Below are 15386 nucleotides of genomic sequence, written 5' to 3' on the forward strand. Positions count from 1 at the left end.
TTCTTTTTAAGTATTATGCTTCTGTCGAAATAAAGGAGAAGGTTGTCACATCAAACAGTCCCATATCGGTCAGTTTCACCTCCGGAATCACCGCAAGGGACATGAAGCACAGTGTCATAACCGGCTCTACCTCTCCGCTGATTCCAAGCTCTGAATAAGCCTTCTCATGAATGTCGGTCAGCTTTTGGTCTACCCACTCACCGCTCTGATCGCTCATCAGCCCTGCAATCGGCATCGGCATGCTCTCGATGACTTTTCCCTCTTTCACAAGAACAATGCCGCCTTCCTGAGCAATCAAACTGTTGACCGCAAATTCCATTTCTTCATCGCTGACTCCGACCACGATGATATTGTGGGAATCGTGAGCCACAGAAAGAGCAACCGCACCTTCCCTGATTCCGTATCCTTTCAAGAATCCACAGGCCACGTTTCCTGTTCCCTGATGCCGTTCCACCACAGCCACTTTCACGATATCTGTTTCCGGGTCCCGGATAAATTCCCCATTTTCATCCAGTCTGATATCCGCTGTTTCCTTTTTCGTCACAACTCCTCCCGGCAGAATACCGATCACGTTGACATGACCGGATTTCAGATGCATTTTGAATTTCTCTTTGGAGAAATCCTTTACAACTACGCTTCCTTTTACGGAAGAAATATCGTGGAACTGAATTTCCGGAAGGTATCTTCCTTCTTCCGCCGTCAGCTCTCCCGCAATCCATACACGGTTGACATGGAAATCGTTCAGATCATCCAGAAGGACAATATCCGCACGGTATCCCGGCGCGATAGCTCCCCTGTCATAGAGGCGGAAACATTCTGCCGCATTCAGTGTCGCCATCCGGATCGCCGTCACCGGATCCAGTCCTTCTTCCACGCAGATCCGGAGATGGTTGTCCAGATGTCCTTCGTGCAAAATGGTCTTTGGCTGGCGGTCATCGGAACAGAGCAGACACCGTCTGCTGTTTTCCGGTGTCACGCCTTTAATCAATGTACGCAGATTATGGCAGGCAGATCCCTGTCTTAACAGGATATACATTCCCCGTTCCAGACGGTCTTCCATTTCCTCTACAGTAGAACACTCATGATCTGCAAGAATTCGCGCTGACGCATAGGCATTGAGTTCTTTTCCCGTAATTCCAGGGCCGTGTCCGTCAATGATCTTTCCTTCTTCTTTGGCTGTCATCAGTTTGTCCAGCACGCTTTCGTCCGCCGCAATGACTCCCGGGAAGTTCATGAATTCCCCAAGTCCGAGAATTCCGTCCCTCTTGATCGGCTCTTCCATCTCCGGAGCATTGATGACCGCGCCGGCATGTTCAAACGGAGTAGCCGGAACACAGGATGGAAGTACATACTTGATATCAAGCTTCGTCCCTTTTGCGGCCTCCATCATATAATCCAGCCCTCTGATTCCGCAGACATTGACAATCTCATGCGGATCCGCAATGATCGTTGTTCCCCCGTGAGGAACAAGAAGACGTCCGATCTCTTCCGGGCTTACATAAGCAGATTCAATATGAATATGGCTGTCGATAAATCCAGGCGCCGCATACCGGCCCCCGGCATCGATCACTTCTTTTCCCTCATAGTCGCCGATTCCTGCAATCTGGTCTCCGCAGATGGCAATGTTTCCCTCTACTATTTTTCCCGAAAATACATTGACAATTTTGCAGTTCTGAATCACAACATCCGCCGGGATTCTTCCGGCTGCCGTATCAATCAGCTTTTTCAGTTCTTCTTTTTTCATGATCTCTACCTTCTTCTTCTACTTCTATTTCTCAGTAACTTCAAGGACTGGTTCAAATGTAGTAAGCGCCGTATAGTCAACCGGGCCAGCATCCGTGATGGCGTAATCCGGGATCGCTGTAATCGGCAGGAAGAACATGTACATCATCGGGTCCGGCAGATCGGATCCCAGGCTTCTTGCCGCATGGTCGATTTTCTTTTCCCATGCCGCTATTTCTTCCGGTTCCAGATCGCTTACGATTCCTCCGACCGGAAGCGGCAGAAATTCCAGAATCTCGCCGTCTGCAACAACAACCTGTCCGCCGCCCTGCTCGATCACATAGTTTGCAGCGATGGACATATCTTCCGCACTGACTCCCATGACAACCAGGTTATTGTCATCCGGTGCCGCGGAGGAAGCCATGGCACCCTTTTTCAGTTTCCATCCGGAGCAGAATGCAAGAGACTTGTTTCCGTTTCTTCCAAATCTTTCGAGGACAGATACCATTGCCACATCCTGTTCCGGATCCGGAAGCACAATGCCGTTTTCCACTTTCAGTACGACATCTCTTCTCTTACGGACGAACGGTCCTTTGACGTCCATAGCCAGTACCTTCGCTTCCCCGTTCTCAATGGAAGTCCGGTATTCAAAATCTTCTTTTGTTGTCTTTTTGCATTTCAGAACCCCTTTTAATACAGAACTTCTCTCCGGCGCCTGCAGCTCATAGCTAAGCTTGTGGTCCTTTGCTACCATTTTACCATTTGTCATGACTTCTTCTACATTGAAATTGTGAAGATCATCGACAAACAGAATATCCGCGATTCTTCCCGGGCAGATGGAGCCTACCAGATGGTCGATCCGGTATGCTTCCGCGCTGTTGATGGTTGCCATCTGAATCGCTGTCATCGGCTCTACTCCAGCCTTGATTGCCAGACGTACCACGTTGTCAAGATGTCCCTTTTCAAGAATATCCGTTGCGGTCACATCATCCGTACAGAAGCTGACACGGCGCGCAAATGCAGGGTTGACCTCTGTTACCGCCTTGATGTTCTCTTCCAGGAAATGAGTAACCGATGATTCACGGATCAGCATGTGCATTCCTTTTCGCATCTTCTCCACTACCTCTTCATGGGTGTAGCTTTCATGGTCAAGACGTACTCCTCCGCAAAGGTAACCATTCAGGTCATTGCCCTGTGCCATCGGCGCACATCCGAAAACCGGAAGACGGTTCTTGAAGGCCTCGGCAATTGCCCCTAATGTGTCCTCATCTTCTTCCTGAAGGAACTCTCTTACTGTTTCCCATACTCCAAAGCATTCCGGCCACTTCTGCACTTCCTGATGCACTTCTTTGGTGAAATTAAAAGCAACCGTAGATTCCGGAATGGTGTACGGAGTCTTGTACGGCGCTCCCCAAAATACTTTCAGAGGACTTTTCTTCACTTCAGCAAAGATTTCCTTCAGTCCTTCCAGACCGGATACGGAGATATACTCATCCAGACCGGAAATCATACTTGTCGTTCCTCTTGGCACAACCGCTTTTGCGTAACTTGTAATACTGAGCTTGCTGCATTCACTGTGAATGTGGCCGTCAATCATACCCGGCACAAGGTATCTTCCTTTGGCATCGATAATCTCTGTGTCCGGTCCGATGTAGTCTTCCACATCACCGACTGCCGCGATCATATCATTGTACACGGCAATGTCCGCCGGATACACTTCGCTTGACATGACGTTGACAAGCTGTCCGCCCCGGATCACCTTGTGTGCCGGGATCTTTCCGCGTCCTGCGCGGATCATTTCCTTTAAATTTTCCACTGTTCTTTCCATTTTCAAATCCTCCTTGCGTTTCGCTTCCTCTTACGGATGATTCCGTAAAGGGTGTTTTTACTCCCCATACAGCAGGAATGGGAAATAAAAAAGATACATCGGCCAGAGGCTAAACAGGTTTCCCGTCCTGCGAATGTATCTTGAAGAATTTTCAACTATATTTGGTTGTGCCGAAGCTTGCGCTTCCTTTCGCTTTTCATCATAGCATAAGTGAAAATGATTGGAAATATATTAGTATATTATAATTTTGCATGATTATTCATTAGTCATACTTATATATCGTCCCATGATACGAACCCCTCTGCCACTTTCTTCCTTTTATTTTTTGATAGCCACTTTCTCTGTTTTGTATTATAATACTGGGATATGACGCATTTAGAAAGAAAGGAATCAAAATTCATGCATCGTCTGACAAAACACAAAGAATTACTCGGCACCGTTTCCATTATCATAGCAACTCTCTGTTGGGGATTTTCCGGATGTTCCGGGCAGTATCTGCTGCACGATCTGGCACTCCCGACACCGGTTGTCCTCTGTATCCGGCAGATCAGCGCCGGGATTATCCTGATTCTGCTGGACCTGATTTTTCGTAAAAAAGACTCCAAAGCACATCCGCATCCTTCCATCTGGCAGTCCAGGGAAGATACGATGACACTGGTCTTTTTCGCGATTTTCGGTATCTGCCTGACACAGTTTACCTTTTTTATGTCGATCTATTATTCCGACTCCGGAACTGCGACGGTGCTGCAGTATCTGTCCACGATCATCATTTTGATCGTCACCTGCATCCGCACCAGAACGCTTCCGAAAAAGACGGAAGCAGCCGCGATCATCGCCGCGGTGGCGGGCACCTTCATCATCAGCACCGGGGGACGGCCGGGGGACCTTGCAATCTCCGGGTACGCCCTGTTTTTCGGTCTGATCTGTGCCTTTTCCTACTCCACTTACACCCTGATTCCGGGAAAAATCGTGCGGACTTACGGCGCCAAATACATCGTGGGGCGCGGAATGCTGATCAGCGGAATCTTTTTCTCCATTTTTGTCCGCCCATGGACCTATTCCATCGACATCACGCCGCAGGTCATCCTCGGATTTTGCGGACTGATCCTGATTGGAACAGCGGCCGGCTCCACCTTCTATCATTTCGGAGCATCTTTGCTGCCTCCGGTGAAGGCCGGAACCCTTGCAAACTTTGATCCGGTCTCCTCCGTGATCCTGACCGCTCTCCTGCTTGGCACCCGGTTTACGGCCGCCGATCTCATTGGATTTTTCTTTATTATCGGAGCCGTATTTCTTCTGAATATTTATCAGATTAAAAAAGCATAGCGTGTCAAAAAAGTTCCGCCTCTCCTCACGGGAAAAGCGGAACTTTTCTATTTGATCGTATGCAGCCTCCTGAACACAGGCTGGAACAGTTTCTGATCCGTTGTCTTGCAGACCAGATAGTAGGTGACGTCCACCTCGGGATCAAGGATCGGAACAATCTTTTTCCCTTCCGGCATTCCATTCTGCCGAATGAGTACATCCGACGCAAAGGACGGAAACGATCCTGCTTCCGCCACTTCGGAAAACGCGTCAAATTCATTCATCATCAGGAAATGAACGTGCGGAAGCTTTTCTTTGCATAATTCGTACCAGAAACCAATCTGTGTAAAGAGCAGAATGTTCTGCCCGTCAATATCGGAAAGGACAATCTCATCTTTTTCGGCCAGCGGATGTTGCTCCGGAACAGACAGATACAGACGTTCCCGGCGAAACGGTACCGCATACAGGCCGTCCTTTTTCGGATCATGGTGCAGAACGACGATCTGATAAGAACCTTTCATCAGCCCCTCCATCAGCTCTTCATCGCTGTTTACAATCTCGGATGAAATCGTCATCCCTCTATACTGCCCTGACAGAAGCGGCACAATATCCGAAACCGGCACCGGCGCACAGGAGCCAAGGGTGATTGTCCTTCTGCTCTTGTCAAAAAGCCGGACCCTTTCTACCATGTCCCGTTCCTGCTCCAGAATCTTCCGGGCATACTCTGCAGTAAGCCTGCCATTTTCATTTAGTGCAAGCCTGTTTTTCTGACGGTGAAACAGCGGGACTCCCATCAGCTCCTCCAGCTTCTGCATCGAATGGCTGAGGGCCGGCTGTGATATATGAAGATATTCCGCTGCAGCCGAAAGCGTTCCGTATGTTTCAAACGCCACCAGCTGTTCCAGAAGATAGATTTCAATCATGTAAACATCTCTCCTTTTCACTATTCATTTCAATTATAGCACAATTCGGAACCTGTATTGTACTTTTCTGAAAGGATCCGCTACAATGAAGTCATCAAAAGAAATGGAGGTAAAAAATCATGGAATATGTTAATTTAAATAATGGAATCAAAATGCCGCTGGAAGGATTTGGTGTGTTCCAGGTACCGGACCCGGCACAGTGCAAACAGGCTGTTCTGGATGCTATAAACAGCGGTTATCGTCTGATCGACACTGCTGCCGCCTATATGAATGAAGAAGCAGTCGGTGCAGCAATCAAAGAAAGCGGTGTAGACCGCAGCGAGCTTTTCATCACAACCAAGCTCTGGGTACAGGATGCAGACTACGAAAGCGCAAAGAAAGCAATCGAGAGTTCTCTTGAAAAACTGGGACTTGATTACCTTGATCTGTACCTGATCCATCAGCCGATGGGTGATTATGCAGGAGCTTACCGTGCAATGGAAGAAGCTTACAAAGAAGGAAAACTTCGTGCCATCGGTGTCTGCAACTTCTATCCGGCACGTCTGACAGATCTTTGCGAGACAGTCGATGTGATCCCGGCAGTCAACCAGGTAGAGCTTCACCCATTCTTCCAGCAGGAAGACGCTCTTGCACTGATGAAAGAATACGGCGTACGTCCGGAAGCATGGGGACCATTCGCAGAAGGAAACCACGGCATCTTCACTCATCCGGTTCTTTCTTCTATCGGAGAAAAATACGGAAAGAGCGCAGCTCAGGTTGCTCTCCGCTGGAACGTACAGCGCGGCGTTGTCGTAATTCCAAAATCCGTTCACAAAGACCGTATGGAACAGAACATGAACATCTGGGATTTTGAGCTCAGCGAAGAAGATATGAACGAAATCGCAAAACTGGATATCGGACACAGCGAAATCGTAAACCACGATGATCCGAACTTTGTAAAAATGCTTCATGGCTTAAAAGTACATGAATAAAAAACAGAAACAACATTGAAAAACCAGGTATGAAAAGGGAGAGGCCGCAAACCTCTCCCTCTTTGTTATTCGTCGTCCGACAGCGTCAGGACTGCCGTAATACTTCCTTTTCCAAGTACCTGTTTCAATTCTGTCTCTGACAGATTCTGGACCTTTCCAAGCCTCGTAAAATTCCACGTATTCGGTGCATAATAGATAACGAGAAGATTCCCTTCCGAAAGGATCACATCTCCGGCTTCGGTTGTAATCGTTTCGTCGTTCGTCGGAAACTGCATCCCAAAGCTTCCGAACTTTTCCATATGGGCATAATCTTTCATTCCTATTGTAAACGGGCCTTTCTTCAGCAGTTCTTTCACTGCCTCCGCCGAACTGTTCTCGTATAATTTCACCTGAATGGTCGTTCCATTCACTTCCATATTCATCATGATTCCATTCTCCTTTGCAAGCTTTTATTTCTCTTATAAACTGGTCAAAACAGGGTTGTTCAGATAATCGTACACTCGCCTGATCTCACTGATTTTTCGGGTGTCCAGCATGGACGGACAGTTTTTGTCCAGTTCCGCGATCCGCTGCATGTCTTCTGCATCCAGTTCAAAATCCCAGATCTTTCTGTTTTCTTCCATGCGCTCCCTATGAACCGATTTCGGAATGACAATGACGCCCTGCTGCACATTCCAGCGCAGGAGAATCTGAGCCGGTGTCTTCTGATGTTTCGCCGCAATCTCCATCAGCACCGGTTCCTCAAACATTCCCTTCAATCCTTCCGCAAAAGGTGCCCAGGCCTCCGGCTGCACGCCAAGCTCTTCCATCAGCTGCAGATCTTCTGCGCGCTGGTAATGCGGGTGGCGCTCAATCTGATTGACCTGCGGTTTGATTTCCACGTTATAGCAGAAGTCAAGCAGGCGGTCCGGAAGGAAATTGCAGACTCCGATGGCACGAATCCGCCCTGCCCGGTACAACTCTTCCATTGCCCGCCACGATCCATAATAGTCGCCAAACGGCATATGAATCAAATACAGATCCAGATAGTCAAGCCCCAGCCGCTTCAGGGAATCCTCAAATGCCTTCATCGTGTTGTCATAGCCCATTTCCTGAATATATGCTTTTGTCGTAATAAAAAGTTCCTCCCGCGGGATGCCGCAGGTTTTGACTGCCCGGCCGACCGCCTCTTCATTCTGATAGGAACTGGCCGTATCAATTAAACGATAACCGGATTCTATCGCATTTCTTATAACCTGCTCACACTCCTGCTCCGGTATCTGGAACACACCAAATCCTTCCATTGGCATGGAAACTCCATTCGACAGTTTCACTGTTTCCGTCATAAAATCCGCCTCCTACATTTTTTATTGATGACAGCAGACCGTCCGCACGGCGGCTGTCTCCTGTTTGATTTCATTATAGGTCCGTTTTAAAGAAACAACAAACAGTTATCACTTCTTATTTATCATCACTTTCAGGAATGATAGACTTGTGGTATACTGACCCTATACTGATTTTATATTCCATACTTGAAAGGGTGAAACGGCATGATCGAAACGCGACTGCTCCATTATTTTCTTGCAGTAGCAAGAGAACTGAATATTACAAAGGCGGCTCAGACACTGTTTATTTCCCAGTCTACTCTTTCCAGGCAGATGATGGATCTGGAAAGCCAGCTTGGAAAACAGCTCTTTATCCGCGGAAAACGAAGCATCGAACTGACGGAAGACGGGGTATTCCTTCGTAACCGTGCGCAGGAGATTATGAAACTTCTGGAAAATACAGAGACCGCTCTTCATACGGACGCCGAGCATCTGAGCGGAGATATTTTTATCGGCTGCGGCGAAACGGTAGGAATGGATATGATCGCCGGGCTTCTGGCAGGGTTTCACAGAGATTATCCGGATGTCAAGCTTCATACTTACAGCGGGGATGCTGACGCCATCATGGACCGGATTGACAAAGGGCTCTCCGATATGGGACTTCTGCTTGGCCCGGTGCGGCAGGAAAAATACGATTACCTGAATCTACATCAAAAAGATGTTTACGGACTGCTGATGCCAAAGGACTGTGCGCTCGCCGGACAGAACACCATCAACATCGATCAGCTGAAAACGCTTCCGATGATTCTGGCAGACCAGACCTTTTCCGGCCATCAGGATCTGGACTGGTTCGGTGAGGATGCCCTGAATGTCGTAGCGACCTACAATCTGATTTACAATGCTACCTATCTTGTGGAGCACGGCATCGGATATGCCCTTTGCCTTGACCGGCTTGTCAACACCATGGGACGAAACCTTGTATTTCGGCCAATCAGTCCGGAATTATCTGTAGGCCTTTATATGGTCACCAAAAAATATCAAACATTTTCACCGGCCGCAAAAGTATTCTATGAACGCCTGAAAGCATTCACAACGGCAGTCGGTTCCGAAACATAAAGCCAGAGCAGGCAGCGGTTCTATCATCGTCCGCTGCCTGCCCTGCGTTTTCATCATCTATTTCCCGGAATTCTTTTTTCCTCTGTTCTTCCACACTCTTGCCAGAATATCTTTCAGCACCAGCATGGAATCCAGCTCATTATATCCATATTCTTTTTCCATCCGGATCAAGAGCCTGCACAACTCTTCCGCATAATACGAAATGTCCACCTCTTTCTGGTAGGACGCCAGAATCGGATACTTTTTACTCCACGCTTTTGTCCAGTCGATCTTTTCTGTCACCTCGTCACTCATCCGGTCGATCACATCCTGAATCTCCTGCATTTCCACATCAAATGAAATCAGCTCATCCAGCGAAAGACCGTACAACATCGAAAGCTGCTTTGCCTGGCGGATATCCGGAAGCGTCTCGTCTGTCTCCCACTTGGAGATCGTCTGCCTGCTCACACCAAGCTTCTCAGCCGCATCCTCCTGAGACAGCCCTTTCTTTTTCCTTGCCTGATACAGATTATTTCCTAAATTCATAACTGTTCCTCCTGATGTTTTCTGTCTTCATTTTACCTGTTTTCGTGAAAAGATACCAGCAGGAATCCTGTACAGTTTCGCCCGTTTTCCTGACAGAAGGTGGGAACAAAAAGGGGCGGCCTTTTCGGCCGCCCGCATGATTTATTAGCCCTCGATCGCGATGTGCGATGCTTCTTCTACTTTTTTCTGGTCTTTCTTCGGTACTGTCAGTTTCAGGATACCGTCTTCGTATTTCGCATGAACATCTTCCTGAGTAACATTCTCTCCTACGTAGAAGCTTCTGCTCATGTTGCCTGCATAACGCTCCTTGCGGATGTAGTTACCTTTTTTATCCTTCTCGTCTTTATCCAGTCCCTTCGCTGCAGAAATGGTAAGATATCCATTCTTCAGCTGGGCATTGATCTCGTCTTTCTTAAATCCAGGGAGATCAATATCTACTTCGTAAGAATCATCTGTCTCTCTGACATCTGTCTTCATCATGTTCTTTGCGTGTTTTCCATACAACGGGTTTCTCTTTCCAAAGAAATCATCATCAAATGGGAAATCCATCCAGTCATCAAATAAGTTTTCTCCAAAAATACTAGGCATCATCATAAGTCATGTCTCCTTTCTTTATGACAATTCATTTTATTTTAGCACTATCGGAGAAATCCGAAGTGTTGAAATCGAACAACTTTCTTTCGAGATCTTCATCTCTTCCTTTGTTCTAGTTGTAATATAGCACTTATTATTAGCAGCGTCAAGAGGTGAGTGCTAATTTTTTTAATAATTTTTTTGGAAAACCTCAAAAAAGCTTGATTTTACGGGCTTTTTCGGGCTTTCCAATTTTTTAATTTTTTCAAAAAATGGCTTACTACACCATTTTTACACCATTTCTACACCAATTTCAGAATCGGGGACCTCCAAAATCCCCTGTAAATTCAAGGAAATCTGAGTTAATTTACTACACCATCAAAAGCAGAAAAATCTGATTTTTTTGCAATTTTCACTCCAAGGAAATCAAAAATCTCTGATTTGGAGACTGAAAATCCGGTCACATGATTTGAACCAGATCCATCTTCGCAATCTCTTTTTCAATCCTGGACCGGTCTGTGATATGGTTATAAACTTCCATCGTGACACTAATATTCGCATGTCCCATCACATACTGAACGACCTTCATATCCAGATCTGTCTCTGCCATCCGGGTACAGGCCGTATGTCTGAGAATATGGGCGGAAATATGAGGCAGCTCTTCTGGCTTTCTCCTCTCCCGCTTTGCCCGCTCATTTTCTTCCTCGTTATACGCCTTCACAATATCCCGGAGAATAAAGTTCACGGTAGTGGGCATCATAGGACGCCCGCTCCTGCTCATGAATACGAAATTCGAAAGCCCTTCGATTTTCACATCCCTTGGAATTCCCATCTGAAAATTCAGCCGTCTCTGGGTCTCAAAGGCTTTTGCCACCATCTTGCTCATGGGTATCTCCCGGATCCCGGCTTCTGTCTTCGGCATTGTCACATGAAAATCACACCCGTCTCCATAGTTCTTATAGATCAGCTGATGATTCACGTATACAGTTCTGGTCTTCAGATCTACGTCCTTCCAGGTAAGACCGATCAGTTCTCCACATCGGAGTCCCGTTCCGATCATCACCTGCAAAAGCGGCAGATAGATATGGAATACCTCACTGTTCTTTACATAGTTCAGCAGATTTTTCTGTTGCTCAAAGGACAGGGCGGTGCGTTTCTTTTCCGGTTCTCCATAGTCTCCCAGCGTTCTCTTGGACGGATTCTTCCGGATGATATCGTCATCTACAGCCACCTCAAAGCTCGGTAAGATCATATTATGGAGAAACTTGATGGTACTGTGGGAATATTTCTGTTTGCTCAGCCGAGAATAAAACAGGCGTACATGAGATGGTCTTACCTGTACCACTTTCATCTGTCCGAGTTCATTCCTTACAAGACTGTTCCACATCCTTCTGTAATTGGCCTGTGTACTCTCTGCCAGCTTTCTGGTATCCATGTGGATTTCAAACAAATCATTGAGAGTCATATTCTTGAATTGGGTATCGGTCAGAATTCCTTCGCTCTGGTCTTTCTCAATCTCTTTTTCTTTTTTCCTGAGTTCAGCCAGATCCGGAGAATAAACGGCCAGGCGTCTGCCGGTCCGTTCATCCTTGTACCGGTACATATAGAGTCCATCCTTGCGCTGGGATTCCCCGGTCCTCAGATTTCTTCCTCTATTGTCTTTTCTTGCCACAAAACCATTCCTTTCTGGAACAGTTCAGCCATCTGATGCCAGGAGACGGATTTATGCTTGCATAAAAATCCGGTGACTGACATCCAGATGTGATGAGCGCCCGTGAATGAGCAAAACAATGGCGACAGCCATCATTAGCACGTAAGTGCGGTTTTGCGAATGGCGCGTGCTGAACTGTTACTTCTGTAATACTCACACCTCCCTGTTGTGGGAAATGGTCTTGTCCTGTCTATGAAAAGTATAGCACAAAACCAACCCCACGCACATCCGTGTTCCTCTATTCCGCTATTGCTTCCAGGTATTTTTCCACTTTCTGTACGGAATACAATACCCGGCGGCCGATGGTGATCCGGGCTCCCGCATCTTCCGCAATCTTCCTTGCAGTCATCTGTCCGCAGGAAAGCATAGCGGCCAGACCTTCAATATCCACTGCCAGACGGCAGTTGCTCTCTCTTTCTTTTGTCTGTCTCATTTACCTCATCTCCTCCTTTATTCTTTTCTGCATCCGCCCCAGCTTTTCCTGAGCCGTACGTTTTCGAAAACTCTCACCTTTAAACTGAACCGGCACGCACATCTCCAGCAACCGATCATAAATCCTGGCATGTGCTATATCCTGCGGATTCTTTAACTCCTGCAGTGTCAGATTGGTCGTCGCAATCAGGGGCTTCCCACTCCGATATCTGCCGTCAATCACCGCATAGATCTGTTCCAGTCCGTACTCTGTTCCCCGCTCCATTCCAAAATCATCCAGAATCAGCAACGGAACTCTGCACAGATTTTTTATGTATGTGTTCTTCTCTGAAAAATTAGCAGACAGATCATTCAGCACTTCCGCAAAATTGTTCATGCGCACTGCTATCTCCTGTTCCAACAGTGCATTGGCAATACAGCCCGCCAGAAAACTTTTTCCGGTTCCCACTGCTCCCCAGAAGAGGTATCCTGTATTTTCCGCCTTCATTGTTTCCCAGTCTTTCACATAAAGCTTTGCAAGCACGGTATTTTCGGAAAGTCCCTTATCATTCTTAAATGTCCATTCCTTCATGGATCTATCCGAGAAACAATGTTCCTTCAATTCTCTGACTACAGCTTCGTGGCGCTGCTGTTCCCGGTACTGTTCCTCTTCTTTTCTCTTTTGCCTCCGGCACTCACATTCACGCGGATGTTTTTTATTCCCAAAACTCCGACTTTTTCCTGATCGAAATAAGCCTCCTTCGGTTCATGGCATTGTCCACAATACAGAAGCCCGTCTTCTCCGATGTAATCCTCCCTAGTTCTTTCTCCCGGCTGCATCATGTTCTTTACTGTTTCTTCTACCAGCTTGTTCATAGACTGTCCTCCTCACTGCAGGTATAATCCGGAATGTTTTTTACCGGGGCTGACCGTTCTGCCCATCTTCTCAAGGTAACGGCATGATCAGCATATTGCTTTCCGCTGGAACGCATATAACTGGACAGCTCCTCGATCAGCCTGTCTAATTCCCGGATCTCCTGTTTCAATTCTCCATATTCTGTTTCGGAGAGAAACACATTGTGATATTCGCCATAGGCAGAGCGTGCTTCTCTCTCTTTATTTATTTGACTATATATCATTTGACTATTACTCATTTTATTAGGGGATACTTTTCTATCCCTCACAGGGACAGTTTTCTTTCCCTCATAAGTATCTTTTTCTTTCCCTATGGGGGATAGTTTTCTTTCCTTCACAGGGACACTTTTCTTTCCCTCTGCCGGAATTCTGACATACAGCAGATTGGGCTTTGAAAATCCCTGCTTTTGTCTTTCTAAAAGTCCGGCATTTTCCAGTTCATTCAAAGCTTTCTTAATGGTCATATGACTCTTTTCCAACACTTGTGCCAAATCCATGATTGGGTAAATCACGTAAATATACCCTTTTTCATTCTTCCATCCGTTATTCCTTGAAATCTTAGACCGATCCAGCAACAGGGCATACAGAATCCTGGCTGTCTGAGTCAGTTTCATATCCAGCAGAAACCTTGGGTAAGGGATGAAATCTCTGATCAGGGTCCGCTCTGTCAAATATTCCATCTGGTCTCTATTCTTCACATCCATCCTTTTGTTTCTGTCTGATTTTCCGCCGGCGGCTTCGCTTGGATTCATAACAGGGGCAACAGACAATCACAGTCCGGAAACTCTGCTTGCAGTCCCCGACACATTTCCTGCAGGTGTCATTGTGGGCGATGCGCCCTCTTTCATTGAGAAAAAAGGCCAATTCCTGTTTCCTTTTCTTGCTCATTCTCGGCACAGACATTCCTCCTTCCTGCCATCCTGCCAGTACTTGGTACAGGACAGCGAAATATGGTCGCGTTTCGGTATCATTTTTTGCATTTTTTGCCCTTTACGGCAGGCTTTTTTGACTTCAAATATATTTACCTGGGGTTTATCCTGTCTGACGGCAGAAAACGCTGTTTGGTCGTGTTTCGGTATCATTTTGGAACAATTCATCTGGACTACTTTAACCGCCCCGATAATCCCGTTCAAAATCCCCTGCCATCTTCAACACCACTTCCCTGAGTGCGAACAATTCCGCGATGCAGTGACGGATTTCATCCTCCATAGCCAGAGAGCGTTCTCCGCCCGTATTGAAGTACCGTGCGATCTGATTCAGGTTCACACCGATCTTTCCATATGCCCCCACCAGACTTCGCAGTTCTTCCATATCGGCGACCACTTCTACTCGATGCACGATCTCCTTTTCCACCAAAAGTTTCCGCAGGCATTCGGATCTGGACACCCCCAGGATCTCCGCCTTCCTGTCCAGAAGTTCCAGCTCAATATCCGAAAGCCGGACTCCGACAAAACGCGGATGGTTCAGTTCCTGTTCCATTCTCCTTTTTCTCATGACTTCATCTCCTTTCTTTCAGTTACTTCAGTAACACCACAAAGGGGAGAACCGGCAGTCCTGCCGGAATCTACCTTTTGTGCTGCGTCCCACTTTCCAGTGGACGCCAATATCTGCCAAATCGGCAGATCATCGAGGGTATGGGGAATCGAAATCCCAAGCAAGAGCCCTACACAGGAAAACACGATAGTGTATTACGGGGTGGATCTTGCTCTGGAAAAATCCCCATCAAGAGCTCAACCTGTAAGTTAAAGGATTACCAGGAATGGCATAACCGCTTAACACGGGTGGATCTTGCTCTATAATATCTACCCCCTCACTTAACGTAACCGGGAGTGGCTATTATACAGGGGCAAAAAGAAATAAATTTTATTCTTATCAACCAGATCCACTCTTATCTTTTTTATTCTTTAAAGATCCCCTCACTTAACCCATTTGTCAGAGGCAGAAATACAAGGAGATTCGAAAATGAGTATTCCGTGACTTCGGAGCCACTCAATCCGTTGCATAGAGCCACCCATTCCGAATGTCGGAGCCACCCATATGAGAAGGTGAATCCGCTGTTGAGAGCCACCTCTTAAAGCAATA

Annotated in this window: 15 protein-coding genes and 1 pseudogene; 3 read left to right on the forward strand and 13 right to left on the reverse strand. The window is 46.9% G+C overall.

Features of this window, described 5'->3' with window-relative positions:
- Positions 1–13: 13 nt before the first annotated feature.
- On the reverse strand, positions 14–1744 hold the full coding sequence (gene ade, locus B5G11_RS13590) for an adenine deaminase (RefSeq protein ID WP_087254692.1): 1731 nt from the start codon (positions 1742–1744) through the stop codon (positions 14–16).
- A 24-nt stretch (positions 1745–1768) separates the two neighbouring features.
- Positions 1769–3550, reverse strand: coding sequence for an adenine deaminase C-terminal domain-containing protein (locus tag B5G11_RS13595; protein WP_087254695.1), 1782 nt, complete (start codon positions 3548–3550; stop codon positions 1769–1771).
- Positions 3551–3949: 399 nt separating this feature from the next.
- On the opposite strand from B5G11_RS13595, the gene B5G11_RS13600 reads away from it, so the two are divergent.
- The gene (locus tag B5G11_RS13600) at positions 3950–4876 is read left to right on the forward strand and encodes a DMT family transporter (RefSeq protein WP_158099291.1); all 927 of its coding nucleotides are present in this window, start codon (positions 3950–3952) and stop codon (positions 4874–4876) included.
- Positions 4877–4923: 47 nt separating this feature from the next.
- On the opposite strand, the gene B5G11_RS13605 is transcribed toward B5G11_RS13600, so the two are convergent.
- A complete protein-coding gene (locus B5G11_RS13605) occupies positions 4924–5778 on the reverse strand; it encodes a LysR family transcriptional regulator (RefSeq protein WP_087254700.1) in 855 nt (284 codons plus the stop codon).
- 119 nt (positions 5779–5897) lie between these two features.
- Here B5G11_RS13605 and B5G11_RS13610 point away from each other — a divergent pair, with 119 nt between their 5' ends.
- Positions 5898–6749: an aldo/keto reductase gene (locus B5G11_RS13610; RefSeq protein WP_087254703.1), complete on the forward strand. Its 852-nt coding sequence runs from the start codon at positions 5898–5900 to the stop codon at positions 6747–6749.
- A 65-nt stretch (positions 6750–6814) separates the two neighbouring features.
- On the opposite strand, the gene B5G11_RS13615 is transcribed toward B5G11_RS13610, so the two are convergent.
- Positions 6815–7174: a cyclophilin-like fold protein gene (locus B5G11_RS13615; RefSeq protein WP_087254706.1), complete on the reverse strand. Its 360-nt coding sequence runs from the start codon at positions 7172–7174 to the stop codon at positions 6815–6817.
- 33 nt (positions 7175–7207) lie between these two features.
- Positions 7208–8074 (reverse strand): aldo/keto reductase, encoded by an 867-nt coding sequence (locus B5G11_RS13620; protein WP_204229625.1) that lies wholly within the window; start codon positions 8072–8074, stop codon positions 7208–7210.
- 204 nt (positions 8075–8278) lie between these two features.
- On the opposite strand from B5G11_RS13620, the gene B5G11_RS13625 reads away from it, so the two are divergent.
- Positions 8279–9169 (forward strand): LysR family transcriptional regulator, encoded by an 891-nt coding sequence (locus tag B5G11_RS13625; RefSeq protein ID WP_087254709.1) that lies wholly within the window; start codon positions 8279–8281, stop codon positions 9167–9169.
- A 57-nt stretch (positions 9170–9226) separates the two neighbouring features.
- On the opposite strand, the gene B5G11_RS13630 is transcribed toward B5G11_RS13625, so the two are convergent.
- The 8 genes and pseudogenes from B5G11_RS13630 to mobC form a co-directional block, all read right to left on the reverse strand.
- Entirely contained in the window at positions 9227–9694 is a 468-nt protein-coding gene (locus B5G11_RS13630; protein ID WP_087254712.1) for a helix-turn-helix domain-containing protein, read from the reverse strand.
- A 144-nt stretch (positions 9695–9838) separates the two neighbouring features.
- Positions 9839–10288 carry an Hsp20/alpha crystallin family protein gene (locus tag B5G11_RS13635; RefSeq protein ID WP_087254714.1) on the reverse strand — a complete coding sequence of 150 codons (450 nt, stop codon included), beginning with the start codon at positions 10286–10288 and terminating at the stop codon, positions 9839–9841.
- Positions 10289–10727: 439 nt separating this feature from the next.
- The gene (locus tag B5G11_RS13640) at positions 10728–11939 is read right to left on the reverse strand and encodes a site-specific integrase (protein WP_087254717.1); all 1212 of its coding nucleotides are present in this window, start codon (positions 11937–11939) and stop codon (positions 10728–10730) included.
- A 277-nt stretch (positions 11940–12216) separates the two neighbouring features.
- Positions 12217–12411, reverse strand: coding sequence for a DUF6462 family protein (locus tag B5G11_RS13645; protein WP_004605493.1), 195 nt, complete (start codon positions 12409–12411; stop codon positions 12217–12219).
- Positions 12412–13265: pseudogene (locus B5G11_RS13650) on the reverse strand (ATP-binding protein). It lies immediately after the preceding gene.
- Positions 13262–14056: a replication initiator protein A gene (locus tag B5G11_RS13655; RefSeq protein ID WP_343215517.1), complete on the reverse strand. Its 795-nt coding sequence runs from the start codon at positions 14054–14056 to the stop codon at positions 13262–13264. The pseudogene B5G11_RS13650 and the gene B5G11_RS13655 overlap by 4 nt, the downstream one beginning before the upstream one ends.
- Entirely contained in the window at positions 13992–14201 is a 210-nt protein-coding gene (locus B5G11_RS16825) for a hypothetical protein (protein WP_087175258.1), read from the reverse strand. The genes B5G11_RS13655 and B5G11_RS16825 overlap by 65 nt, the downstream gene beginning before the upstream one ends.
- Before the next feature lie 210 nt (positions 14202–14411).
- Entirely contained in the window at positions 14412–14798 is a 387-nt protein-coding gene (gene mobC, locus B5G11_RS13665) for a plasmid mobilization relaxosome protein MobC (protein ID WP_087254724.1), read from the reverse strand.
- Positions 14799–15386: the final 588 nt, after the last annotated feature.

Source organism: Drancourtella sp. An57 (assembly GCF_002161525.1).
In the GTDB taxonomy this organism is placed as follows: Bacteria; Bacillota; Clostridia; order Lachnospirales; family Lachnospiraceae; genus Sellimonas; species Sellimonas catena.

What these genes read in the sequence shown, in the direction of transcription:
- ade (WP_087254692.1), bottom strand. Translation starts at nt 1,744, where the DNA reads ATGAAAAAAGAAGAACTGAAAAAGCTGATTGATACGGCAGCCGGAAGA.
- B5G11_RS13595 (WP_087254695.1), bottom strand. Translation starts at nt 3,550, where the DNA reads ATGGAAAGAACAGTGGAAAATTTAAAGGAAATGATCCGCGCAGGACGC.
- B5G11_RS13600 (WP_158099291.1), top strand. Translation starts at nt 3,950, where the DNA reads ATGCATCGTCTGACAAAACACAAAGAATTACTCGGCACCGTTTCCATT.
- B5G11_RS13605 (WP_087254700.1), bottom strand. Translation starts at nt 5,778, where the DNA reads ATGATTGAAATCTATCTTCTGGAACAGCTGGTGGCGTTTGAAACATAC.
- B5G11_RS13610 (WP_087254703.1), top strand. Translation starts at nt 5,898, where the DNA reads ATGGAATATGTTAATTTAAATAATGGAATCAAAATGCCGCTGGAAGGA.
- B5G11_RS13615 (WP_087254706.1), bottom strand. Translation starts at nt 7,174, where the DNA reads ATGATGAATATGGAAGTGAATGGAACGACCATTCAGGTGAAATTATAC.
- B5G11_RS13620 (WP_204229625.1), bottom strand. Translation starts at nt 8,074, where the DNA reads ATGACGGAAACAGTGAAACTGTCGAATGGAGTTTCCATGCCAATGGAA.
- B5G11_RS13625 (WP_087254709.1), top strand. Translation starts at nt 8,279, where the DNA reads ATGATCGAAACGCGACTGCTCCATTATTTTCTTGCAGTAGCAAGAGAA.
- B5G11_RS13630 (WP_087254712.1), bottom strand. Translation starts at nt 9,694, where the DNA reads ATGAATTTAGGAAATAATCTGTATCAGGCAAGGAAAAAGAAAGGGCTG.
- B5G11_RS13635 (WP_087254714.1), bottom strand. Translation starts at nt 10,288, where the DNA reads ATGATGATGCCTAGTATTTTTGGAGAAAACTTATTTGATGACTGGATG.
- B5G11_RS13645 (WP_004605493.1), bottom strand. Translation starts at nt 12,411, where the DNA reads ATGAGACAGACAAAAGAAAGAGAGAGCAACTGCCGTCTGGCAGTGGAT.
- B5G11_RS13655 (WP_343215517.1), bottom strand. Translation starts at nt 14,056, where the DNA reads ATGAATCCAAGCGAAGCCGCCGGCGGAAAATCAGACAGAAACAAAAGG.
- mobC (WP_087254724.1), bottom strand. Translation starts at nt 14,798, where the DNA reads ATGAGAAAAAGGAGAATGGAACAGGAACTGAACCATCCGCGTTTTGTC.